The sequence below is a fragment of the Streptomyces sp. NPDC000941 genome, assembly GCF_053599555.1.
In genome coordinates this window covers 139905-164308 of the sequence record NZ_JBSFMM010000003.1, presented here as the reverse complement: position 1 = coordinate 164308, position 24404 = coordinate 139905, and the positions used below count along the sequence as shown (strand labels likewise).

Here is a 24404-nt window from a genome sequence, read left to right as displayed (position 1 = left end):
GTTCGGCCACGGACACTCGCCGGCGCAGCGCTGACCGCCTGCACCCTGTGGCTGCCTGTCGCCGGAGCCAGGCACCCCGTTCAGTGCGGTGACGGTTTCGGGTCCAGGGCGTTGCCGACGGTGCAGCCACCCTCTCCGGGCATCCGCTGGATCCGGGGCGGCACCCACACCTCGGTGGCACCGGGGCCCACGCGGGCAAGAAGGCAGTCCTGCGCGTCGAAGCCGTTTCCCTTTACCAACAGAAGAACGCCGACCCGGCCGCCGTCCGCCTTCACCTCGGTGCGGATCGCCGGATCCAGGTCCAGGGCAGCGAGCGTACGCCGCACCTCGGCCTCGTCCACCCGGCCGCCCTCCGGCACCCGGGGAAGTTTCGCGCGGAGCTCCTCGTACGGCAGCCGGGGCGGTTCGGGTGGCGGGGCGAAGGTCAGCGCAGGGCCATCCGGGCAGTCCACGTCACGGGGATCCTCATCCCACTCCGACTTGGGTGACACCCGCACCGCGAAACAGCGCCGCACGTCGACCTCTTCAGAGTCCCATCCGTTGTACGCCGAGCCCGACGTGCGGACGACCACGTCGACGCCGTCCCCGTCGTGTGTCGAGGTGCCCGTCACCCGCAGTACCTCCACCCCGTCGAGGACGGCACCACCCCGCAGTCGACGGCGAACAGCAACAGCGGGGCGAGCAGCAGCAGTCGGCGCATGCGTCCACCCTTCCGGCACCGGGCGCGGCGGGCAAGCGCTCGCGTACTCAGACCGGCGTAGGTGTTCACACTCCGCGCCCATCCGAGGGTCGGCGAGGCCGCAGACCCGCCCCTCCGCCGGGGGTCTCGCGATCCGGTGCCAGGAGCGAGGCGGCGTGGTCGGGTACATAGGTCTGCAGATGCCGGGGCGGCCGCTCGTACCCGGTGGGCGCGGGACGGGGCGGCAGTCGCAGGTCCGGCAGCCGGACGTCGCCGTACGGCACGGTGGACAGCAGGTGGGCGATCATGTTGATGCGGGCCGCGCGTTTGTCGTCGGCCTCGACGACGTACCAGGGGGCCTCGGGGATATCTGTGCGCGCGAACATCTCGTCCTTGGCCTGGGAGTACGCCTCCCAGCGCGTGATGGACTCCAGGTCCATCGCCGAGATCTTCCAGCGCCGGGTGGGGTCGCTCAGCCGCCTGCGGAACCGCTGCTCCTGTTCGGTGTCGCTCACCGAGAACCAGTACTTGCGCAGCAGAATCCCGTCCTCGACCAGCATCCGTTCGAAGACCGGGCACTGGTGCAGGAAGCGCTGGTGCTCCTCCTCGGTGCAAAAACCCATGACGCGCTCGACGCCGGCCCGGTTGTACCAGCTGCGGTCGAAGAGCACGATCTCACCCGCGGCGGGAAGCTGCTCGACGTAGCGCTGGAAGTACCACTGAGTGCGCTCCCGCTCGGTCGGCACCGGCAGAGCGACGATCCGCGCGATACGCGGGTTCAGGCTCTCGGTGACCCGTTTGATCGCGCCGCCCTTGCCGGCGGCGTCGCGCCCCTCGAAGACCACCACCAGCCGCCACCCCTCGGCCCGCACCCACTCCTGGAGCCTCACCAGCTCGATCTGCAGACGTGACATCTCCTGCTCGTACCTGGCCCGGGGCAGTCGGCCAAAGCCGCGGTCGCCCATGAGGCCAGTGTCGCATCGCACGGACCGCTCCGCCCCGCCACCGCGTCCCGCGCTGACACCGCGCCCAACGGCGCCCCCAGCGGCCTACGTCTCCTGGGCTAGCCGACTGGATTCCAGTTGAACCAGCCTCGGGAAGTGTCGGAGATGTCTGTGGGTTCGTCGCAAGTCTGGGATGTAAAGATCTGCAGGGCGACGGCGTCCGCGCGCGCCGCATAGTGGTCCGCCAGAACTACCAAGATCAGAACCGAAGACAGCATGAGCGCGGGAAGAACTCGTCCTCGGTGTACGCATGAGATGACCAGTGCTGCCACGGCCAGCACGAGGCCGGCCAGCAGGAGCCACCGGTTCCTGCCCGCTTCCTGGTCGAGTCGTTTCGAGGGTGTTCTACGATCACCGCATGCCGCGCTTCGCACACGACTTCCCCTTCGACCCGTCCTACGGCCGAGCGCTCAACGAACTGCTGCAGATCGCGGCACCCGCCGCCCCCGCCGACTTCGACGGGTTCTGGCGCGACAGATACGAGGAAGCCCGCCGGGTCGAGCCGGAGTCGCGCATCGGTGCACTCGTGGAAGAGCGCGATGGTGTGCGGATCTTCGACGTGTCCTACGCGTCGACACACGGCCGGCGCGGCGGCTGGCTGGTCCTGCCTGCCGACGTGGCATCGGTGCGCCACGGTTTCGTCATCGGCCATGGCTACGGCGGCCGGGCCCAGGCCGGCCAGGACATCCCGCTTCCCCTGCCCGCCTCGGCGGCGATCCTGCCGTGCGTGACCGGCATGCCGAGCAAGGGACTGCTTCCGGGCGTGCCGAGCGTCGCCGACGACCATGTGCTGCACGGCATCGACTCGCGTGACGGCTATGTCATCGGCGACTGTGTCGCGGACCTGTGGTGTGCGGCCTCGGCGCTCACCGAGCTGGTCCCGGCGCTCGCCGGCCGTGGGCTCGGGTACCTCGGGGAGAGCTTCGGCGGCGGTCTTGGCGCCCTCGGGCTGCCGTGGGACGGGCGCTTCGCGGCGGCACAGCTACGGGTCCCCACCTTCGGCAACCACCCGCTGCGTCTGACGCTTCCCTGCGTCGGCAGCGGCGAGGCCGTACGCCGCCACCGCCGAAACCACCCCGGCATCGTCGATGTCCTCGCCTACTACGACGCGGCCTCCGCGGCGACGCGGATGGACATCCCGGTGCTTGTCGCCCTCGCCCTCTTCGATCCGGTCGTGCCGCCGCCGGGCCAGTTCGCGGTGTACAACGCGCTCTCGGGGCCGCGCGAACTGCACGTCCTGCAAGCCGGCCACTTCCCCTATGACGGGGAGGACGTCGAGGCACAGGCGCTGCGTGCGGCCACGGCGGAGTTCTTCACCAAGCACCTGGTATGACATCGGCACCGGTCTCCGTCGCCGTGGCGTGGCGTGGCGTGGCGTGGCGTTGGAGACCGGTGCCGATGGCCGATGGGGTCAGTCAGGGCCTATGCGGCGTCGGCCCCGATGTTCGGCGGGCTGGGGATGGTGGCCCCGTAGTAGTCCACACCGCCGTTGCCGGACACGGCCGTTCCCGTTCCGAGGGCCGGGGAGCCCGACTTGAGCGTGTATGCCTGCGGACACGGCTGCGGCCCCGTGCCCGAGGTCGGAGACCATGAGCACGTACCGCCCCCGCCGGGCGAGGTGAACAGCGGGTCACCCCACACCGCGGCCGACTCAAGACCCGCCGCCTTCCACGCGGCGAAGTCGGCGTAGGTCGTGCCGCTCCAGCGCCAACCGCCGGTGTTCGTGCCGTAGTACAGGTTGTTCGACAGCGTCATGCCGGTCTGCCCGTACGGGTTGTAGTACATCTGGCCGGTCTTGCCGTACGTGCCCTTGTTGGCCATGTGGCAGATGTTGTCCTTGACCTGCGAACCACTGGCCCATGTGCCCGCGGCATAGCCGAACATGAAGCACGCGCTCGCGCCGGCCTTCTTGTTGGCACTTTGGTCCTTGTTGGTGAAGAAGGTGTTGCCGTAGATCGACAGCGCGTTCTTCGGCGCGCTGGGCACCACGTCGAACAGGCCGCCCTGGGCGTTCGCCCAGTCGTCGTTCTCGGAGATGTTGTAGCGGTAGGTGTTCGGCCCCCACACCCTCGAACTGGCCGTCGAGGTGTAGGCCAGGTAGCCGCTGCCCGCGTTGTTGTGGGTGTAGTTGTACTCCACCACCGAGTTGGTGGTGCCGCCGTCGAGATCGATGCCGTCCCAGTCGCAGCCGGCCGTGTACGCCGGCGACGGCTGCACGTTGTACACCTCGTTGTGGCGGATCGTCACAGCATTCGAGGTGTACGTCATGATGCCGCTGGCGCCGCCGCACGAGGTCACGTTCGCCCCGATGTCATGGACCACGTTGCGCTCGATGACCGCGCCGTTCCAGCCGTTCCCGGTCAGCCCGGCCCCGACGCTCTGGGGGGACATACCCAGGTTGTAGACGGAGTTGCCGGCGACCCGGACACTGGTGATGTTCACCCCCGAGCCCCAGCCGTAGATGCCGGGGCCGGCGGTCGAGGTCACGCTGGAACCGTGCAGCTTGTTGTCGAGGATCTGCACATCGTCCAACGGCCCGCTGTTGCCGTTGACCGCGTAGCCCAGGACCATGATCTGTCCGCCGAAGGTGCTGCTGCTGCCACTGGGCTGCGCGAACCCGGAGATGTCCGAACCCGTCACCTTCAGGCCCTTGGTCGCCGTCGACGACTTCTGGTTCTGCAGCAGCACACCGGCCGCGGTCGTGGTGCCGTTGACCAGCGTCAGGTTGTTCAGCTCGAAGCCGCTCACGGCATCGGCGGTGACCGCCGCCGAGTACTCCCCCGTGCAGGTGGACTTCAGCGTGGCCTTTCCGGTGCCGTACGACGTCACCTTGAACGGCGTGGACGCCGACGACACCGGCACGTTCGTCGAGTTGAACACCAGGCAGCCGGAGAACCACTCCTGGCCCTGGAACGCGACGGTACTGCCCTGCGGGAAGGCGAATCCGTTGACCTTGCCGACCGACTTCCATGCCTGGTCCGGCGACGTTCCGCTGTTGCTGTCACTGCCGAACGTCGACACATAGTAGGTGGTGGTAGCGGCGTGCGCGGTCCCGGTCGCGGCACCCGCCAGCAGCAGGCCCAGCATTCCCTGGGCCACCACTGCTGCACACATTCTTGCTCTCATGCTTACTCCCCACTGAGTGACCGTGACGACGCACGGACACGCAGATGACGACTCGTGGATGAGGCATGTCCGACGCGCCACGCACGGCCCAGCCGACGTGGCGTCGGACGCGATGTACCGACTCGCTGCATCACTCCCTTCGGCCGGACCACAGCCCGCCCCGCCGGTGGTCAGGTGATCAGGAGGGTGCTCCGGGCGCGGGTCTGTGAGCTGTTGCCCGTGTGGATGTGGATCTCGCCCGGCTCCACTGTGAAAACTCCGGCCGGGTCGTTGGTCCAGAAGCCGACGTCTTCTGCGCCCAGGGTGAAGCGGACCTCCTGCCGCTCCCCCGCCGCCAGCCGGATCCTGCGGAAGCCACGCAGTCGGCGGATCGGCTGGGCGATGCTTGCTGCGGGGTCCTGGACGTAGAGCTGGACCACCTCGTCGCCCTCGCGGTCCCCACTGTTGCGGACCACGACGGCCACCTCCACCGTCGCGCCCGCCCGCAGTTCCTCCGCCCCGATCCGCTCACGGCTCAGCACCGGGTCGCCCAGCCAGAAGGTGGTGTAGCTCAGGCCGTGGCCGAACGCGAACTCCGGCCCGTCGGCGAGGTCGAGGTACTTCGACACGTACTTCACATCGGGCGCGGCCGGGTCGGAGGGGCGGCCGGTCCGCTCGTGGTTGTAGTAGAGCGGGAGCTGACCGACCGCGCGCGGGAAGGTCACGGGCAGCTTGCCGCCCGGGGCCACGGCTCCGGTCAGGACGTCCGCCACGGCGGGGCCCGCCTCGATGCCCGGGTGCCAGGCCATCACGATCGCCGACACCTTGTCCGCCCAGCCGCCGATGGTGAGCGGGCGCCCGCCGACGAGCACCACGACGCAGGGCTTGCCGGCCGCGGCGACCGCCCCGATGAGCTGTTCCTGGGCGCCGGGCAGGCCGAGCTCGCTGCGTACGGCCGCCTCTCCGCTGATCGCGGGCGGTTCGCCCACCACGAGGACGACGGCGTCGGCGGCCTCGGCAGCCGCCACGGCCTCCGGAATGCCGCTGGTGTCGAACCCGTCCGGGGACACCCCGGCGGCGTGGCGGATGTCGGTGTCCGGCAGTGCCGCGCGCAGACCGGCAAGCACGGGGACCGCCGCGGGCGCGCCGGGCAGCGTCCATGTGCCCAGCAGGTCACCGGAGTCGGCGAAGGGACCGACGACCGCGAGCGAGCGCAGGGCAGGCGCGTCGAGGGGCAGGACATGGTTGTCGTTCTTCAGCAGCACCATGCAGCGCCCGGCGACCTCGCGCGCCGCGGCCCGCGCCGCGGGGGTCGACGCCGTCAGCGCCGCGGACTCCTCGACGTACGAGCGCTCGAACAGGCCCAGTCGCAGTTTCAGGCGCAGCACCCGGGCCACGGCGTCATCCAGCCGCTCCTGGCTCAGCGCCCCGGAGGCGAGCAGGTCCCGGCCGTGGTCGACGAAGGTGGTGGAGACCATCTCCATGTCGACTCCGGCGGTCAGGGACCGCCGTGCCGCCTCGGCCTCGTTCGCCACGTTGCCGTGTGCGATCAGTTCCTGGACGCCCGTCCAGTCGCTGACCACGACGCCGTCGAAGCCCCACGCGTCCTTGAGGATGTCGGTCAGGGTGTGCGGGTTGGCGTGGGCCGGGACGCCGCTGATGGTGTTGAAGGCCGCCATGACCGTGGCGGCGCCGGCGTCGACCGCGGCCCGGAACGGCGGCAGGTAGAGGTTGCGCAGCCGCTGCTCGGACACGTCGACGGTGTTGTAGTCGCGGCCACCCTCCGCGCCGCCGTAGGCCACGAAGTGCTTGGCACAGGCTGCGATCCGGTCCGGCGCGCTCAGATCGGCGCCCTGGTAGCCGCGCACCTTGGCCGCCGCGTAGCCGGCGGTCAGATACGGGTCCTCGCCGATACTCTCCGCGATCCGGCCCCAGCGCGGCTCCCGGGTGACGTCCATCATCGGGGAGAACGTCCAGTGGGTGCCGTTGGAGCGGGCCTCGCGCGCGGAGACCTCGGCGTCCTTCTCCGTCACCGCCGGGTCGAAGGCGGCGGCCTGGGCGAGCGGGATCGGGAACGTGGTGTGGTAGCCGTGGATCACATCCAGGCCGAAGACCAGCGGAATGCCCAGGCGGGACTCCTCCACGGCGATGCGCTGGAGAGCATTGCTCGCCTCGGCACCGACGACGTTGAGCACCGAGCCGAGCAGACCCTTGCGCGCGGCGGCCTCGGCCCCCTCCGTGTCGGCGCCCCCCGGACCGGTTTCCCACTCCCAGGCCAGCTGCTGCAGCTGGCCCAGCTTCTCATCGACGGTCATCTGGGCCAGGAGTTCCTCGATACGGGACTCGTGGTCATGGCCGCTCATGGCGGATTCCTCTCAGGTGTGAATCGAGCCCGCGCCCCCGGCTGTCAGGGACCGAGGGCGCGGGAGACAGAACGTGCCGTCGGAACCACGGCCCGTGGCGTGCGTGTCCGATCCTCAGTACGCGGCTGATCCTCAGTAGTGGTGCGCTCGGCTGCGGATCTCCTCCGGCCAGGCCAGTTGAATCCCGAGTGTCTGGCCGAGCAGGTGCTGGTAGTCGGCGAGCCGGGCCTGGTCCGAGCGGACCTTACGGGGCGGCAGGGCCCGGTCGAGGCAGAATCCGGCCAGGGCCCCCACGGCCTCGCCGATGGCCCACTCCACGGGGTGCAGCCGGTAGCAGCCGTTGGTGATGTGCGTGGTGCCGATGTTCTTGTTGGCCGGCAGGAGATTGTCGACGCGTACGGGGATCAGGGCGCCCAGGGGGATCTGGAAGGGGTAGGACTCGATGTCGATATAGGTGCGGCCCGCGGTGCTGGGATGCAGGTCGATGCGGTAGCTGCCGAGGCCCACGCTGTCGTGGAACACCTCGCCTCCGGAGCCCGGCGGGCGGGCCTCGACGCCCACGTGCTGTTCGAGGACGGTGAACTCGGCCCGGATACGGCGGGATTCGCGGATGTACGGGGTCTTGGCCAGGCCGTCAGGGGTGCCGGTGACGTCGGGCCGCAGGCGCAGGCCCGGCCAGCCGGTGCCGCCGTCGGGGCGAGGAGCCTCGGTCTGCAACCAGTGCAGGAAGGACAGCGACAGGTCGCGGCTGGCCGCGAGCGCCGCCTGCCGCTGCTCGGCGTCGACGCCCAGTAACGGCGCCTCCCAGTAGTCGATCTGTGGCCAGTTGACGACGGTGAGGTCGGAGGCGACGGCCCCGGCGGCCAGCTGCTCGCGGGCCAGGATGCGGCGGAACTCCCACAGGCCGAAGTGCTGGCCGGCCTCCCGGCCGCCTCCCATCAGCGCCCAGGTGCGCTGCTGGAGGGTGATCGGGACGACGTCGGTGAAGGAGAGTTGCGGGCCGGGCCAGAACGGGGCGACGGTGGTGCGCCAGTGGTCGTAGGAGGCGGGCCGGTCGATCACATGGTCCTCGCCGGGCCGGTGTTCCAGGGCGAAGCACCAGGACACGGCCTGCTGGTCGAGGGGGTCGGCGGTGTCGGGCGCATGCGGCTCCCCGGTCTCGTCGCGGCCCTCCGCGCCGAAGACATGCTCCACGCCGGCCAGTTCCAGCAGGTCGCCGAGTTCGGTGGCGTCGGCGACGTACGAGGCGTGGACGGTGATCTCGTGTCCGTCGTGCCGGTCGGTCAGCGTGACGGCCTCGACGCGGTCGCCGTCGGTGTGCGCGGCGACGGGCTCGTACCCGGTGAGGACGGTTATCGCGCCGGAGGACCGCCACGGGGCGAGCATCTCCTCGATGACGGCCACGGCCACCCGTGGTTCGTGGCACATCCGGCTCACGATGCCACGCCCCGGGTCGAGGAGCGGGTCCTGCGCGGCGTCCGGTCCGAGGGGGTAGTTCCGGCGATAGTAGTCGCGTACCCGACGGCGCAGTTCGGCGTAGCCGGGCGGCGCGGCCGGGCCCTCGATCCAGGGATGTTCGTCGGGCGGCACGGCCTGTGCGGTGAGCTGTCCGCCGAGCCAGTCGGTGGCCTCGGTGAGCACCACCGTCCGGCCGAGCCGGGCGGCGGTGAGCGCCGCGGCCACGCCGCCGAGTCCGCCGCCGACGACGAGGAACTCGGTTCGTATTTCTCTCATGGGCTCGGGGCTCCTTCTGCCGGTCGAAGTGGCCAGTTCGGGGGCGTACCCGAAGGGCCGGCCTCGCCGGTGGGTGTGGGTTAAGTGCGGGTATCCGTGGAGAGACGGTGTGCGGGCAGCACCGGACCGCCGTCCGTCGGGTTTCAGGGCAGGCCGGGACCTACGGACGGCGCCGCTCATCTCTCGGCGCCTCCTGCGGCGGCGGGCGTTCGGCCCTACTCGCTCACCGCCGCGATGGTGGTGCCCCGGATCAGCGGACACGGCACCAGCAGGCTGCCGGTCCGCTGCTCGGGGTCGTCGAGCGTGGCCTGGAGCCGGTCCACCGCGAGGCGTCCGATCTCGATGCGGGGAATCACCAGGGAGTCCCACTGCCCGGACAGATCCGCGGGCGCCCGCTCCAGCACGGCGACGGACACGTCATCGGGAATCTTCCGGCCACGGGCGCCCAGTTGCTCGCGCAGGGACTCCGCGAGCCGCACGCTCTCCGCCACAATCGCGGTCACCGCGCCGCGCGCCACCTCGTCGAGCCAGGAGCCCTCGATGTCCGGTGTGCCATGGAAACCTGGGGAGGTGTCCGTCACGCCGAGCCGCTGGACGGCCTCCGCGTAGCCGGCGCGGCGGTCCTCGTACGGCTCCATTTCCATCCACTCGCGTACGTAGCCGAACCGCCGGTGGCCGTGTTCCGCGAGCCGTTGCACGATCTGCCCGCTCGCCGACCGGTAGTCGGGGATGATCTGCGGGATCTCCGCACCGGGCACCTCACGGCGGCCGATGTGGAGAAAGGGATAGCCCTCGTACCAGAGCCGGGCCAACTCGCCGCGGTCGGTGGAGACACCGAGCAGAATGCTGCCGTCGGCCAGGTTGAGCCGATTAGTGCCGTTCCGGTAGACCTTCCGCCCGCCGTCGCCGCCGGACCCGGTGGAGGTGAACAGCACCAGGTCGAAGCCCGTCTCCTCGGCCCGCTCCTCGATCCCGAGCAGGAACTCGAAGTAGAAGTCCTCGTGCGCGCGCGGGAAGACGCGCTCGAAGGTGTGCACGCCCAGCAGGTTGTTCCGCTTCTTGCGCATGGCCCGGGCGGCGGGGTTGGCGACGTATCCGAGCTCGCGCACCGCTTCGAAGACTCGCTGCCGGGTTTCCTCCGGGATCCGCGCCGTTGCCGCGTTCCCGCTGATCACCCGGGACACCGCCGACTGTGACACGCCTGCCAGCCGAGCCACATCCGCCTGGTTGGGCGCCTTGTCGCGCCGTCGTCCTGTCACGGTGCTCCTCGCAGCGTCTCCCGCCGGGCGGTGGTGGCCGCGGCGTGTGTCGTCTCGGCCAGTTCCCGGGCCCGGCCCTTGACGTGCAGCCAGCACGTCGCCCAGTGCCCGTCGCCCAACTCGGTGCGCGGCGGGGCGTCGGTGACGCACTCTTCCATCGCGAACGGGCAGCGGGGGTGGAAACGGCAGCCTGTCGGCGGGTCGATCAGGCTGGGCGGCTCACCCAGCTCGTCGGCTCCCGCGAAGAGCGCGTCGCGGTCGCCCACTCCGCGCTCGGGGTCCGGGGAGGACTCTATGAGCAGTTTGGTGTACGGGTGCTGCGGTGACGCGATCACGTCCTCTTTGGGGCCGGATTCCACCATCTGCCCGGCGTACATCACGGCGATCTCATCGCACAGATAGCGGGCACTGGCAATGTCGTGGGTGATGTACAGCAGCGCGAGTCCGTCCTCGGTCCGCAGCCGCTGGAGCAGATTGAGCATCTCCAGCCGGATCGACACGTCCAGCATGGAGATCGGCTCGTCGCCGAGCAGGACCTTGGGCTCCACGGCGAGCGCGCGGGCGATCACGACGCGCTGGCGCTGCCCGCCGGAGAGCTCGTGCGGGAACTTCGCCGCGAAGTCCGCGGCCGGGGTGAGGCTGACCCGCTCCAGCAGTTCCGTGATCCGCTCCCGGCGCCCGGTGGCGGTCAGCTGGGGCTGGTGCAGGCGCAGCGCCCGGTCGAGGTTGTAGCGGACGCGGTGCAGCGGGTTCAGTGACCCGAAGGGGTCCTGGAAGATCAGCTGCACCTCGGAGTGGTAGGCGCGCTGGGCCCGTCGGCTGCCGTTCACGGGCTCGCCGCGCAGGGCGATCTCGCCCTGCGTCGGTTCGTGGAAGCGGGCCAGTATCCGGGCCAGGGTGGTCTTGCCGCTGCCGCTCTCCCCCACCAGCGCCAGTATCTGACCGGGCTTCAGGCGGACGGTCGCGTCCTCGACGGCACGGACGACCGAGGTGCGGCCGAGCGAACTGCGGACGGTGAAGTGCTTGGAGACATTCCGCGCTTCCAGGACGTATTCCGTCTCCGCTCCCGTCTCCGCTCCCGTCTCCGCAGCCGCCTTGGACACCCGTGCCGCCCGCCGGCCTGCCGAGGATGTCTCCTCGCGAAGGGTCTTGTTCACCGGTTCTGGCCTCCCGTCTCGCCGTCGGTCTCACCGTCGGTCTCGTTGAGCAGGCACGCCGCCTCGTGCCCTGGCTCCGGTCCCACGGGCAGCAGTGCCGGCAGCCGCTCGTCGCAGCCCTCCGTCCGCCGCGTGCAGCGCGGATGGAACGGGCAACCCGATGGTGGGCGGCCCAGGTCGGGCGGGGTGCCGGGGATGCCCCGCAGGGTGCGCAGCGGGGCGCGCAACGGCGGGAAGGAGTCCCGCAGGCCCTGGGTGTAGGGGTGCTTCGGCGCGCTGTAGAGGTCCGCCGCCCCGCCCACCTCGACGATACGGCCGGCGTACATGATGGCGATGCGATCCGCCAGCTCCAGCAGCAGCGACAGGTCGTGCGTGACAAAGATGACCGCGAAGTCCAACTCACGCCGCAGCCGAAGTACTTGAGCGAGGATCTGCCGCTGCATGACCACGTCGACGGCCGTCGTCGGCTCGTCCATCACCACCAGTTCGGGACTGCAGGCCAGGGCCAGGGCGATGGCGGCGCGCTGGCGCATCCCGCCGGAGAGCTGGTGCGGATAGTCCCGGACCCGGTCGGCGGAGATCCCGACCAGGGCCAGCAGCTCCGTGGCCCGCGTCCAGGCGTCCCGCTTGTTCATCGAGCGGTCCCGGGCTTGCAGGACATCGGCGAACTGGGCGCCGATCCGCATCACCGGATTCAGCGCGTCCATCGCCGACTGGAGCACGATGGACAGCGCCGTCCACCGGTAGCGGCGCAACTTCTTGGCGTCGAGCGCGACGAGGTCGACGGGCGGGGCGCCGTCCCGGCCGTGGAAGAGGATCTGACCGGCGGTGGTGACGGCGGGCGGGCGCTGGAGCCGGGTCAGAGCGGTGATCAGGGTGGACTTCCCGGAGCCCGACTCCCCCGCGACCCCGAGGATCTCGCCTCGGCGCAGGGTGAAGGACACATCGGAGCAGGCGCGCACGGGGACGGTGCGAGTGGCGTACTCCACGGTCAGGCCGCGGACCTCCAGAACGGCCTGCCCGGCCGGGGCCACGGACGGTCTGTGCTGCTCAACCTGTACGGTCATCGGAATCCCCCTCCGGGCCGAGAAGTCGTGGTGCGCGAGGTCATGGGAGGCGGTGGCAGGGCACACACGGTGATCACGCCCCGTTTCCGGCCCGCGCCGGCCGCTTGGCGCGCCGGACCGACACCGGACGGGCGCCCCGCAGCTTGGGGTTGGCGAGTTCGTCGACGCCAAAGTTGACCAGGGCCGACGCCGTACCGATCAGGGCGATGCACAGACCGGGCGGGACGAACCACCACCACAGGCCGCGCAGCACGGCGCTCTGCTGCTGCGCCGACTGGATCATCGTTCCCCAGCTGATCGTCGAGGAATCGGAGATGCCGAGGAACGCGAGCCCCGCCTCGGCCATCACCGCGCCGATCATCGCATGCAGGAACATCGACGCGATGAGGCCGGTCAGATGGGGCAGCACTTCGGCGAAGACCAGCCTGCGGCCTCGCTCGCCGAGCATGCGCATGGCCCGTACGAAGTCGCGGTTGGCGATGGAGAGGGCCTGGGCGCGAAGCGTACGTGCCCCGCCGGACCAGCCGAAGAAGCCGATGATCAGGGCGATGGTGGTGAGGCCGGTGCCCTCCAGGTAGCCGGCGACGATGAGGATGAGCGGCAGCACAGGCAGGACGAGGAAGAGGTTCGTCAGGAAGTTCAGGGCGGCGTCCACCTTGCCGCCGTAGTACCCGGACGGCACGCCGACCAGGATCGCCATCGCCGTGCCGACCACCGCGCCGAGCAGCCCGACGTACATCGAACCGCGGGCGCCGGAGATGACCTGGGCGAGCATGTCCTGGCCGAACTGGTTGGTGCCCAGCAGGTGGTCGCCGTTGGGCGGCTGGGCGATGACACTGGTGTCGTTCTCGCCCGGGTCGACGCCCAGCAGGCTCTCCACCAGCCAGGGCCCGAACACGGCGAGCAGGCAGAAAAAGGCCAGGACACCGAGGCCGATGCGAACCTTCCAGCTGGTGAGGAATACGGTTCTCACGGCCCGTCACCCTCCTTCTCTGATACGCGGGTCGAGCAGGGCGTACACCGAGTCGGCCAGCAGGTTGGCCAGCAGAACGGTCAGCATGATGAGAAAGAAGACCCCTTGCATGACCGGATAGTCGCGCTGCTGGAGCGAGGTGAAGAGCAGATAGCCGACACCCGGGTAGTTGAATACGACTTCGGTGAGCAGTGCGCCGCCGACGACGTGACCGAGGGCGAGAGCGAAGCCGGTGAAGTTCGGCAGGACGGCGTTGCGGGCCGCGTAGCGGAGCATCACCCTGCGGTTGGACAGGCCCTTGGCCTGGGCGAGAAGAACGTAGTCCTCACGCACGGTCGTGACCGTCATGTTGCGCATGCCGAGCAGCCAGCCGCCGAAGGCCGAGAAGACGATGGTGGTGGCGGGCAGCACCCCGTAATGCAGCACGCTCAGCAGAAACGACGGGGAGAACCTGATCGGGATGTCGGCGTCGTACCCACCGGACAGCGGGAACCAGCCCAGCTGGAAGCCGAACAGCCACAGCGCGATGAGCGCCATCCAGAAGTACGGGATGGCCGAGATGAAGGTGGTGAGCGGGCTGACCACGGCGTCGAAACGGCTGCCCGCCTTCCAGCCCGCCACCGCGCCGATCCCGGTGCCGAGCACGAACGCGATCACCGTGGTCGCGCCGACGAGGAGCAGGGTCCAGGGCAGCCCCTGCCACAGCAAGTCGCTCACGGGCACGGGGAAGTTGCTGACGGAGATTCCGAGATCGAAGTGCGCCAGTTGGCCCAGGTAGTCGAGGTACTGGCGGCCCAGGTTGGCGTCCGGGTTGCCGAAGACCTTGTGGATCGACTCCGCCGCGCTCGCCGACAGTTGCTGGCCGCTGACGCGCTGGAGCTTCTCGACGACCGCGGACGACGGGTCGCCGGGCATCAGCCGGGGCAGGAAGAAGTTCAACGTGATCGCCGACCAGGCAGCCGCCAGATAGAAGCCCAGGCGGCGGACCAGGAACCCCCAGCGCCGGGGGGCCCTGGCCCGGCGCGCGGCGGGCGCGGCGATGGCCACGGTGGTCGCCGCGGTCACGTGGTGGCCTGCTTCAGCTTCATGAGGGTGAGCGTGGCGTCGGGGCCGGCTCCAGGGAACGGCACATAGGAGTAGTTGTCGGGGGTGGGCCAGCCGGTCCATTCGTCGCTGTTGATCAGGACGAACCAGTAGCTGTCGTAGATGGGGCTGAACGGCACCTGCTCGGCGACGATCTTCTGCATCTCCTCCCCCGCGCTCTTCATCTCGGCCGGGTCGTTCGACCCCTGCAGCGTACGGATCGCAGCATCGGTGGCCTCGTCCTTCCACCGACCGTAGTTGGTAACCGCCGTCTCTCCTACTGGCCGGTAGGCCACGCTGCTCAGAGCGCTGTAGAGTCCTGCGACACCCGCTCCGCCCGTGGTGCTGATGGTGAGGTCGAACTCGGCGCGCTGCTGCTGGTCGAGAAGGTTGGCGCTGGGGGCGCCCACCGACTTCACCTTGATCCCCAGGTGCTTCTGCCAACTGCGGATCATGATGTTGGCGTAGGCGTCCCAGCCGTAGTCCTGGTTGAAGGAGAGCTTCGGGGCGTAGGACTTGCCGTCCTTCACCAGCTTGCCGCCCTGGACCTTGAAGCCGCTGAGCGCGAGTTCCTTCTGGGCCGCCGCGGCATCGACCTTCTGCACCTTGCCCCGGTACTCCGGGACAATCTCGTCCCCGTAGACCTCATCCACAAGTCCCGTGGGACCGGCCTCGGTTCCAGGCCGCTGCAGTGTGGCGACGATGTCCTTGCGCGGAATCGTCATCGCGAGCGCACGCCGCAGGTGGATGTCGTCGAAGGGGGCCTGGGCGGTGTTGAAGAAGAGGGAGTAGGCGCCTCCGGTCGCGTACTTCTGGTACATGTGGTGCTTGGGGTCCTTGGCGACGTACTCCTGTTCGCCGCCGTTCCAGCCGCTGAGCGCCCAGTTCACCTCGCCGCGCAGCAGCTGGGCTCGCAGGGAGTCGCCGTTGGTCGGGATGACCTTGATCTGCTTCAGGGCAAACTTTCCGCCCCAATAGTCATCCCTGGCACGGAGGGTGACCTGCTGAGCCGCGAACCGCTCCAGGGTGAAGGCGCCGGTGCCCACCGGGTCGGGATTGGTCCAGGTCCTGAGGTTCTTCCCCTCCCATATGTGCTTGGGCACGACCGGCAGCCACACGTTTCCGAGCTGATTCAGTTCACTGAACGCGGCTTTCGCCCAGTGGACCGTGACGGTGGTGGCGTCCTTCTTGGCGACGCGGTCATAGGTGGTGCCACCGGTGTTGAAGGCGGCATCCTTCAACGGGATGCTGAGCGAGAACACCACGTCGTCGGCGGTCATCGGCTTGCCGTCCGAGAACGTCACATCGTCGCGCAGCTTCACCGTGAGCGTCGTGCCGGCCTCGTCGAACTCCAGGCTCTTGGCCAGCCACGGTTTGACCTTCGCGCCGTCGCTGTAGTCGATCCGCGCCAGCGGCTCGTAGATCATCTCTATGCTGGGGGCCTTCTGCACGGCGGGGCCGAATACGTTGAAGTTGCGGACGAACGTCGTCCCGCCGTCGGTCTTGCCGAACACGAGTGCCGGCGCGCCCTCGCCGCTCGTCCCGGCTCCGCCGGCGCCCGTCCCGGCCGTACAGGCACTCGCTCCCAGCGGGACGGCCATGGCCGACGCGGCGGCCCGCACGATGAAGGCTCTTCTGGTGGGCATGGCTGACTCCTGGCTCCTCGTGAGGGCGATGCAGGGCGCAAAACGAAGTGCTCATACGTATGAGCACTAGCAGGGAGGGCTTCCGGGCCTCTGCTTCTACGTATGACCAGGGAACGTACGGACGTTACGAGAGTGCGTCAAGAGTGTGACGTGAAGAGGTTTTTGAGCCACAGCTCTCCGATGGCCCGGCTCATGGGCAGCTCGTCGTGGGCGACTTGCGAGACCAGCTGGTCAATCGTGGTGCTCGCAGTGCGGTTTGGCGTCAGAAATACGTTCCGATGTGCCGCTGCCCGCCATGTGCGCCCGCATTGACACCCCCGTGCGGCCAGCCTAAGTTGAACGCGCTTCCGGTGCGCAGCGTCCACTGCCGCCTCCCAGCCTCTGCATTGCGCATCACGACGGGACGTCGTGCATGCCTGCCTCCTCCCACTGACGTCCGATCGTCCGATCCCGCACGTTCTCGTGGACAAGCGGGTTCCCCATCGGTCTCCCACGCCTCGTAGCTCAGAACTCAGGAGCTTCGCCATGCCGCGATCCGACCACCCGCACCTCGCATGGGGCCGAATCCCGCGCCCCGCCTACGGCGCCGACTACAACCCGGAGCAGTGGGACAGAGCCACCTGGGAAGACGATGTCCGCCTGATGCGCGAGGCCAACGTCAACCTGGTGACCCTTGGTGTCTTCGCCTGGTCCTGGATCGAACCCAGGCCGGACGCCTTCGACTTCTCCGGCCTGGACGAGGTCATCACGCTTCTCCACGAGTCGGGCATCGCCGTCGACCTGGCCACACCAACCGCGGCACCGCCGCTGTGGTTCTCCCACGCTCACCCCGAATCGCTGCCTGTCACAGCCGACGGGCGAACACTCGCGCCCGGCTCCCGTCAGGCGTACTGCCCATCGTCACCGGCCTATCGGGAACGCGCCGCGCTGGTCACCCACCGCCTCGCCGAACGCTACGGCGACCACCCGGCGGTGGTGATGTGGCACATCAACAACGAGTACGCCAACGCCAACGCCCACTGCTGGTGCGCGACCTCGGCTGACGCGTTCCGCAACTGGCTGCGCACCACATACGGAGACGACCTGGATGCCCTCAACGACCGGTGGGGCCGGACCGTTTGGGGTATGCACTACAGCGACTGGGAACAGGTCATTCCACCGCACGCCGGCACCAGCAGCCTCTCGCCGGGGCTGTGGCTGGACTTCTATCGCTTCAGCGACGCCGAGCATCTGGCCTGCTTCCGCACCGAGCGCGACATCGTGCGCACCCACTCCCCCGGCCGCCCCGTCACCACCAACTTCATGGCCAGCGCGCTCCGCTGGAGCGACTACTGGCGCTGGGCGCGCGAGGTCGACATCGTCTCGAACGACCACTATCTCCCGTCCGAGGACCCCCACCGCGCCGCCGACCTCGCCTTCGCCGCTGACCTCACCCGCGGTCTCGCGGACGGGCAGCCCTGGATGCTCATGGAACACTCCACCTCCGCGGTGCAGTGGCAGCCCCGCAACGTCGCCAAAACCCCCGGGGAGATGGCCCGCAACACTCTGACCCACCTTGCCCGCGGAGCGGACGGCGCCCTGTTCTTCCAATGGCGCCAGTCCGTCTACGGCCCGGAGAAGTGGCATTCGGCCATGGTTCCCCACGGCGGTGAGGACACCAGAATCTGGCAGGAGACCAAAGCCCTCGGCAACACCGTGGCCGCCCTCGCCGACATCGCCGGCAGCACCTGTCCGCCGGCCGACATAGCCCTGCTGCTGGACTACGAGGCCATGTGGGCCCTGCAACTTCCCCACCGGCCCAGCGGCGACATGACGTACTCCGGCATCCTTCGCGACTGGCACCGCGCTCTGTGGGGTCTCGGTCTGTCCTGCGACCTCGTGCCCGCCCCCGGAGAGCAGCGCCTTCTGCTGGTGCCCTCTCTCTACGCCTTGTCCACCGACACGGCCCGGGCGCTGGAGGACTACGCGGCACGCGGCGGCCACCTGGTCATCGGCCCGTTCAGTGGATTGGTCGACCCGCACGACCGCGTGCACCCCGGCCCGTACCCCGGCGCGCTGCGTGACCTGCTCGGCCTGCGGGTGGACGAGTACCTTCCGCTCGCCGCCGGTGAATCGGTCGGCCTGGACGACGACTCGACCGGCCGGCTGTGGGCCGAGCGTGTGCTGCCCGACCCGGGAACCGAGGTGGAGAGCCGATTCGTCGACGGGCCCGCACAAGGAGGCCCGGCCGTCCTCCGCCGCGGCAACATCCGGTACCTGGCCACCCGCCCGGACACCTCCTCCCTTCTACGGCTCCTTCCCCAGTGGGCCGCGGCGGCCGGCTGCGCGACTCCGGTCCAGGGGGCCGGCCATGGAGTGGAAGTCACGCGCCGCAGCGCCCCCGACGGCAGGACCTGGCTCTTCGCCGTGAACCACACCAGTCACCCCGCGCAGGTGGCCGCGACAGGGGTCGATGTCATATCAGGCGCCCTTTCACCGGGCGTGATCACCATTCCGGCGGGCGAGGTCGCCGTACTGGCAGAAGGTCCTCAGTGACCTCGCCGGCCGAGCCGCCGCATCTCAGCCATCACATCGAACAGTGGGGTGACCCATGAAGGTCCGTTTGCTCGCAGTTGTAGGCGCGCTTGTCCTGGGAGCTGTTCCAGGCACGGCCGCCGCGGTGCCTGATTCCGCTTCCGCCGACGCGGTGCCAGGGGACCGAGGTCGACCTCCGGGTGCCGCCGGAGCTGGCTGATCGCTCCTTCCCGCAGGATCGGATCCGGCGCGTGGACCACCACGGGAATCTTTTTCTGCTGTTCCGCCGACGCGGCACGTTTGAGCTTGATCCTTTGGTGCGGCGTATGAACTCTCCTTTGCGGAGTTCGGGACGTCGTGCAGATCCCGTCGACACAGGGGCCGCAGCAGAGGACCGCGCCACCACTCATCGACGCTAAGGCCGTTGGCGAGGTCCAGGGAGGGTCCGTCGCACCCCCCATCCGTGGGAGTGGGAGTTCAGCAGCTTGGGCCAGAACGACACTTGGTGGCACGGCCGTGCGTTGCTCGTTGCTTTTGCGGTACTACGGCTGCTTGTTCACCACCGCGGCCAGCTCGGGGTCGCTTTGGTACCGTCGCCGGTGCAGATCGGCGATCTTCGCGCCCATCTGCGGGTCGTCATCGTCGGTGATGTCGTACGAGTCGAACTTCTCGACCAGCGGCATACCGACCCGGTCGGTATGCGCGTGCGCCGGATGCGTCAGATACTCCCAGTAGCTGTCGAGGTCCTCGATGACGAACACGGCGCCACAGTCGAAATCGCCTCCGAAGTCGCGGCCGACTACGAACGACTTCACGGCCGGGATGAGCCGGCCCTGGTTGCGCATGCTCTCCATCGCCTCCTCGATCTGCTCCTCCGTCACGCCCTCCTTGGCCTTCAGACGGATGCCGTGGTAGATCATCGTGCTCCCCTTCGCAGGTGGTGAATTCGTGGGTGGCGAAAAGCGCCGCACCTGAGCCGACTATGAACCGGCCTGGTGTCTCGTCACATCGGCACGGGTTGCCTATTCGATGGCGACGGCGCCTAGGCACACATTCACCGACTGTCGGGCCTGTCCTGGGCGACGAGGTCGGGGTGATCTTTGAGCTGTCTGCGTGAGTTGATGCCGAGCTTGCGGAAGATGTTGCGCAGATGAGCGTCAACGGTGCGTTTGCTGATGTAGAGCTGGACGGCGGCCTCGTTCGAGGTGGCGCCCGAGGCCACCAGGCGGGCGACGGCAACCTCCTGCATGGTCAGCTTCTCGTACGGTTGCCGGGACCGGGCCTGGACCTTCTCGCCGGTGGCGCGCAGTTCGCCGGCGGCCCGCCGGGCAAAGGCCTCCGCCCCGGACCTGGACAGCAGCTCGTGGGCGGTGCGCAGTTGCTCGCGGCAGTCACGCCGACGGCCTTCGCGCCGCAGCCATTCGCCGTACAAGAGGTGCGCCCGGGCCAGGTAGGGGAGCAGTGGGCCCTCGGCGAGCAGGTCGATGGCTTCCCGGTAGTGATCCTCGACGCCGGTCACAAGGCCTCGTGAGTAGGCAGCGACTCCCCGGCCGGCGACGGTTCCGCCGGCCTGTGTGCGCTCGGTGAGGGAGTCCAGTGCCTGCGCTGCGGTGATGTGGTCGCCACAACGGACCGCGGCTTCGATCAGTTCCGGCAGGGCCACTCCGGTGAGGAACAGATCACCGTGCTCGGTGGCCTTACGAGCCGCGGCCAGCGCGGCCGGGTAGTCGGCCAGCCCGTTGTGGAGCATGGCTGTTGTCCAGTGCAGATTCGTGACCCGTCCCGGACCTCCGGTGGCCGGTGCCGCGGTGGCTGCCTCGCACAGCTGGAGAACCTCGTCGCGGCGGCCGCGCAGCGCGGCGAGATGCAGCCGGTGATGGAGCAGCGGGGGTGCGCCGGTCGCGTCGGCGATCGCTGCCTCCTCCGCGGTGGTCGCGATCGCCTGCCCGATGTCACCGATCAGCGTGGCGTCGACCGCCTTCTGCGCGAGGCCGAGCCTGAGCAGCAGCGGCGAGCCCGAAGCGCGGCCCGCCTTCACCAGCCAGGCAGCGATGGCGGCATGGGTGTCCGGGTCCCACAGCTCGACGGCGATCATCGTGGCGAGCGCGGGACGCCGCGTCCAGAACGGGTCGCCGATGTCGTAGAGGGCGTGGCGAAGCAGCGGAACCGCGGCCTCGTACCCGTCGGTGGCCAGCACCATCAAGGCGTCAAGGGCGTCCGGCGAGCTCGCTGCCGGCGCCGTGGACCGGGCCGCGGTGAGAACCCGATCGATGACGACACCGCCGCGGCCGACAAACAGGCTCATCTCGACGGCATCGAGGAAACAGTCACGTGCCCGGTCCGGATCCAGACTCGCCAGCCGACCGGCGGCGCGCACCATCAGCATCGGTCCGGAGCCGTCGCCGTGCCGGGTGAAGGCGATGCGGCCCTGCAGCAGGCCGGCGTCAGCACGCTGGAACTCGTCCAGAGTGCTGGTCTCCAGGGTCGCGAGCAGGTTGGCCGCCTTGCCGAACGCCCCCGCGTCGAAGCCGGCCTGGGCGGCGTGCAGAGTTCGTTCGATCCGGCGTGCGGGATCCAGCGACAGCGCCACCGAGCGCTCGAGGAAGGCTGCCGCGGCTGCCACGCCCCCGCGTGCCTGGGCACGCGTCGCGCACCGCTCCAGCTCGTCGGCGACGTCGTCGTCGTCGGGGCCAGGGCTGGCTTGGGCGCGGTGCCAGGCCCGGCGGTCCGGCGCCATGACCGGGTCGGTTACGGCCGCCAGAGCCGCGTGCACCGCGCGGCGCCGGCCGGCGTCGGCCGCTCGGTAGACCGCCGAACGTGCCAACGGGTGGCAGAAACGGATGCGGGTACCGAACTCGACCAGTCCCGTCGCGTCCGCGTCCGCGCTGGCCGATGTCACATCGAGGTTCAGTTGACGCGCGGCCGGCCAGAGCAGGCCGGGGTCGCCGGTCGGGTCGGCGCTCGCCACGATCAGCAGAAGCGTGGCCTCGGCGGACAGACCGGCCAGCCTGGCTCGGAAGCCGTACTCGATCCGGGTCGGCACCGAGGACATGTCAGGCGGGACGAAGCCACCGGCGCGTGGCAGTTCCAGCAGCGCCAACGGGTTCCCCTGGGCCTCGGCGACAAGCCGCTCCCGGACCTGGTCATCGAGGGGGAACGGGCTTCGCTTCGCCAGCAGAACCTTGGCGTCCTCGTCGCTCAGACCGCGGACGGCCAGCTTCGGCAGCTCGCCGAGTCCGGTCGCCGGGTACGTCGCCGGGTATGTCGCCGGGTCGGTTGACCGCACTGCGAAGATCATCGCTACCGGGTCGGCGGCGACCCGGCGAGCGAGGAAGACCATCGCCCTCGCGGACGCGGTATCAACCCACTGCGCGTCATCGATCAAGCACAGCAGGGGCCGCTCCCGGGCCGCTGCCGTCACCAGGCCCAGGGCCGCCAGACCGATGCGGAACGGGTCGGGTGTGCCCTCCGCCAACCCGAAGGCCACCTCCAGGGCGTCACGTTGCCGGCCCGGCAGCTCGATGAGGTGCTTCAGCATCGGCACACACAGTTGGTGCAGCGCGGAGTACGGCAGTTCCTGCTCGAACTCCGACCCGGACGTCCGGACCGCCCGGAACCCGGGCGCCGCCTTGTGGGCGTGGTCCAGCAGGGCACTCTTGCCGATGCCCGCCTCGCCTTCCAGCACCAGCGCGCCGCCCTGTCCCGTGAGCGCGGCGCCGGTCAGCTCGTCGACGCGTTGCTGTAACTCGTGTCTGCCGACGAACAGATCAGTCAGGAACGAAGGAGTCCGCATAACGTGAACGGTAAGTGATCGCCGCTTACCGGGCACAGGCCCCTCAGCGACGCCGGCTGAGAGCGACGCCTGCTCAGTTGGTGACGACGGTCGCGGTCACCACGGCTCCCGTGGTGACCGCCGCGAGGGTCCGCATCACCGCGGCGTTCACCGCTTCGGCGCCCCAACTGGCCTGTTCCAGCTGCTTCGCGCGCTTGTGCACCGCACCCGACCAGGGGATGACGCGGTGCAGGCTCGGCAGGGTGCCGCTCGCGGAGAGCAGTCCGATCACCGCCGCCGTACGGGCATCGGGCTCCGCGCCGTCCACCAGCGCCGCGCGTACCCGCTCGACGAGGGCCTCCTTGTGTCGGGTGTCCGCGGCCCGCGTGACCGTCGTCCGGAACACGCCCAGCCTCTTCTTGCTCTCCCGGCGCAGCAGACCCCGCTCGACGAGCCGGTCAAGCACGGTCTCGCGAAGCCCGGTGCCGATCTCGATGAGGAGGGTCTGTACGCCCCGCACTCGCTCGGCGACCTTCTCGTTGGCGGCCCGGAGCAGGGGGTCGGGCAACGGCTCACCGGCAACGGCGTGCACCCGCATCCCGTTCAGCCCCTTGTCCTGCTCGTCGACCCTGACGCGGCCGGCCTGGACGAGCTCGACCAGCACCGCGCCGCCCAGGGTGTAGTACAGGGTGCCGGCCCCCGCGACGGCCCCCGACGAGTCGTCGAACATCAGCAGCATCAGGTCTTCGACGATGAGCAGGTCCTTCTGCATGTAGCCCTCTTCCCGTTCCCACCGGTGTCGGCACCGGCCGACCTCCGACTTGCCCATGAGGAAAGCCAAGGATAACTTTCCTTCAAGGAAAGTAAAGTGGCGGCAGGAGGGCAAGTGCCGTGAGCACACCGGTAGATGCCGAACAGGCATGGAGCGATCTACAGCGCATCCGAGTGCCGCAGGAGCGGGTGTACGACGAGGTCGAGCGGTCCGCCGCGGGCGGCTCGGGCACCACCTGGGCCACGGCCGCGCTCATGTGGCTCTTCCTGGCCGGTCTGGGCCTGGACCTGCCCGGGTGGGGCGTGGGGCTGGCCCTCGCCGCGTACCTCGCGCTGATGAGCGTGCCGGCCGTGCTCCACAACCGCCGCAGCCGGGTGCGCCTGCACCACACCCGGTACACCCGGCGGATGGTCGGCACCCACGTCGCCGTGGCGGTGGTGACCGGCGGGACGGCCCTGCTGTCCGGCCGTCTGGTCGATTCGCTGGAGCCGATGTCCGCCAGTCTGATCCAGGCCACCGTCTCGGCGGCGGTGTTCGTGCTGTTCACCGGGGTGACGAACCGCTGGGCGGCCGGGTCGGCGCGGAGCCGCGCCGCACGGCCGACAGGCGCGGGCGCCGCGGGCGCGGGCCGATGAGCGTTCCTGCCGGCTTCGACGAGCTGATCCATCCCGCCACCCGGCTGTCGGTGGTCGCGCTGCTCGCCGCAACGGAATGGGAGGACTTCGCGTTCGTCCGCGACAGCCTCTCGCTCAGCGACTCCGCGCTCTCCAAGCAGCTGCACACCCTGGAGGAGGCCGGATATCTGGAGCTCCACAAGGTGGGCGGCGGCCGCAAACGGCGCACCAGGGTACGGCTGACGGACCGCGGCCGCACCGCCTTCGAGGGGCACGTCGCGGCGCTCCGGGCGATCGTCGAGGGCGCCGGTCCCCCGGCGGCGGCCGAAACACCACCACAACAGCGACACCACTCGGGCTCAGGACGCTGACAGCGCGGGAGCCGACACCGTCGCCCGGCATCGGATGTCGTCGGCGGCGAAGGCCCCTTGAACGGTGATGTCGCCCGCCTCGAAACCACGGCTGCCGTCGGGGAGCGTGTACCGCAGTCGCTCCAGCGGGACCGCGAACGACACCGGCCGAGTATCACCGGCGGTGAGCCGGACACGCGTGAAGTCGAGCAGCTGACGCACCGGGCGGACGATGGCGGCATCCTCGTCACGGACATAGAGCTGGACCACGGTCTCACCCTCGGCCCGACCGGTGTTGCGGACCATGTCAGG

19 protein-coding genes are annotated in these 24404 nt (G+C 69.6%); 4 read left to right on the top strand and 15 right to left on the bottom strand.

Translation table 11 applies throughout. From position 1 onward, the window contains the following. Window positions 1-80: 80 nt before the first annotated feature. Both ACWDSL_RS02215 and ppk2 read right to left on the bottom strand, forming a co-directional pair. Window positions 81-611: a translation initiation factor IF-2 gene (locus ACWDSL_RS02215; RefSeq protein WP_450480800.1), complete on the bottom strand. Its 531-nt coding sequence runs from the start codon at window positions 609-611 to the stop codon at window positions 81-83. A 154-nt stretch (window positions 612-765) separates the two neighbouring features. Continuing rightward, a complete protein-coding gene (ppk2, locus tag ACWDSL_RS02210; RefSeq protein ID WP_450480830.1) occupies window positions 766-1644 on the bottom strand; it encodes a polyphosphate kinase 2 in 879 nt (292 codons plus the stop codon). Window positions 1645-2041: 397 nt separating this feature from the next. Between ppk2 and ACWDSL_RS02205 the strand changes: the two genes are divergently transcribed. Beyond that, window positions 2042-3016: an acetylxylan esterase gene (locus tag ACWDSL_RS02205; protein WP_450480798.1), complete on the top strand. Its 975-nt coding sequence runs from the start codon at window positions 2042-2044 to the stop codon at window positions 3014-3016. 89 nt (window positions 3017-3105) lie between these two features. Here ACWDSL_RS02205 and ACWDSL_RS02200 read toward each other — a convergent pair whose 3' ends face one another. The 9 genes from ACWDSL_RS02200 to ACWDSL_RS02160 all read right to left on the bottom strand — a co-directional run bounded on the left by ACWDSL_RS02200 (window position 3106) and on the right by ACWDSL_RS02160 (window position 16070). Continuing rightward, the gene (locus tag ACWDSL_RS02200; RefSeq protein WP_450480796.1) at window positions 3106-4809 is read right to left on the bottom strand and encodes a right-handed parallel beta-helix repeat-containing protein; all 1704 of its coding nucleotides are present in this window, start codon (window positions 4807-4809) and stop codon (window positions 3106-3108) included. Window positions 4810-4979: 170 nt separating this feature from the next. Then, window positions 4980-7151: a glycoside hydrolase family 3 N-terminal domain-containing protein gene (locus ACWDSL_RS02195; protein ID WP_450480795.1), complete on the bottom strand. Its 2172-nt coding sequence runs from the start codon at window positions 7149-7151 to the stop codon at window positions 4980-4982. A 132-nt stretch (window positions 7152-7283) separates the two neighbouring features. Then, a complete protein-coding gene (locus ACWDSL_RS02190; RefSeq protein WP_450480793.1) occupies window positions 7284-8885 on the bottom strand; it encodes an FAD-dependent oxidoreductase in 1602 nt (533 codons plus the stop codon). Between the two features lie 215 nt (window positions 8886-9100). After that, complete coding sequence (locus ACWDSL_RS02185) at window positions 9101-10144, bottom strand: LacI family DNA-binding transcriptional regulator (protein WP_450480791.1); 1044 nt, start codon at window positions 10142-10144, stop codon at window positions 9101-9103. Beyond that, complete coding sequence (locus ACWDSL_RS02180; protein ID WP_450480828.1) at window positions 10141-11247, bottom strand: ABC transporter ATP-binding protein; 1107 nt, start codon at window positions 11245-11247, stop codon at window positions 10141-10143. Before ACWDSL_RS02180 ends, ACWDSL_RS02185 begins: the two co-directional genes overlap by 4 nt. Window positions 11248-11297: 50 nt before the next feature. Next, window positions 11298-12368, bottom strand: coding sequence for an ABC transporter ATP-binding protein (locus tag ACWDSL_RS02175; protein WP_450480789.1), 1071 nt, complete (start codon window positions 12366-12368; stop codon window positions 11298-11300). A 73-nt stretch (window positions 12369-12441) separates the two neighbouring features. Continuing rightward, window positions 12442-13341, bottom strand: coding sequence for an ABC transporter permease (locus ACWDSL_RS02170; protein WP_450480787.1), 900 nt, complete (start codon window positions 13339-13341; stop codon window positions 12442-12444). A gap of 6 nt (window positions 13342-13347) precedes the next feature. Further along, a complete protein-coding gene (locus ACWDSL_RS02165) occupies window positions 13348-14382 on the bottom strand; it encodes an ABC transporter permease (protein WP_450480826.1) in 1035 nt (344 codons plus the stop codon). Window positions 14383-14402: 20 nt separating this feature from the next. Then, the gene (locus ACWDSL_RS02160; RefSeq protein WP_450480785.1) at window positions 14403-16070 is read right to left on the bottom strand and encodes an ABC transporter substrate-binding protein; all 1668 of its coding nucleotides are present in this window, start codon (window positions 16068-16070) and stop codon (window positions 14403-14405) included. A 525-nt stretch (window positions 16071-16595) separates the two neighbouring features. On the opposite strand from ACWDSL_RS02160, the gene ACWDSL_RS02155 reads away from it, so the two are divergent. After that, window positions 16596-18605, top strand: a complete 2010-nt coding sequence (locus ACWDSL_RS02155) for a beta-galactosidase (protein WP_450480783.1) — start codon at window positions 16596-16598, stop codon at window positions 18603-18605. A 521-nt stretch (window positions 18606-19126) separates the two neighbouring features. Here the strand turns inward: ACWDSL_RS02155 and ACWDSL_RS02150 are convergent. The 3 genes from ACWDSL_RS02150 to ACWDSL_RS02140 form a co-directional block, all read right to left on the bottom strand. After that, window positions 19127-19504, bottom strand: a complete 378-nt coding sequence (locus ACWDSL_RS02150) for a Dabb family protein (RefSeq protein WP_450480781.1) — start codon at window positions 19502-19504, stop codon at window positions 19127-19129. Between the two features lie 134 nt (window positions 19505-19638). Next, complete coding sequence (locus ACWDSL_RS02145) at window positions 19639-22377, bottom strand: AAA family ATPase (protein ID WP_450480779.1); 2739 nt, start codon at window positions 22375-22377, stop codon at window positions 19639-19641. Window positions 22378-22450: 73 nt separating this feature from the next. Further along, on the bottom strand, window positions 22451-23197 hold the full coding sequence (locus tag ACWDSL_RS02140; protein ID WP_450480777.1) for a GOLPH3/VPS74 family protein: 747 nt from the start codon (window positions 23195-23197) through the stop codon (window positions 22451-22453). A 50-nt stretch (window positions 23198-23247) separates the two neighbouring features. Here ACWDSL_RS02140 and ACWDSL_RS02135 point away from each other — a divergent pair, with 50 nt between their 5' ends. After that, window positions 23248-23763, top strand: coding sequence for a hypothetical protein (locus tag ACWDSL_RS02135; protein WP_450480775.1), 516 nt, complete (start codon window positions 23248-23250; stop codon window positions 23761-23763). Continuing rightward, the gene (locus tag ACWDSL_RS02130) at window positions 23760-24113 is read left to right on the top strand and encodes a transcriptional regulator (RefSeq protein ID WP_450480773.1); all 354 of its coding nucleotides are present in this window, start codon (window positions 23760-23762) and stop codon (window positions 24111-24113) included. Before ACWDSL_RS02135 ends, ACWDSL_RS02130 begins: the two co-directional genes overlap by 4 nt. Here the strand turns inward: ACWDSL_RS02130 and ACWDSL_RS02125 are convergent. Next, window positions 24102-24398 carry a fibronectin type III-like domain-contianing protein gene (locus ACWDSL_RS02125; RefSeq protein WP_450480771.1) on the bottom strand — a complete coding sequence of 99 codons (297 nt, stop codon included), beginning with the start codon at window positions 24396-24398 and terminating at the stop codon, window positions 24102-24104. The genes ACWDSL_RS02130 and ACWDSL_RS02125 overlap by 12 nt on opposite strands. Window positions 24399-24404: the final 6 nt, after the last annotated feature.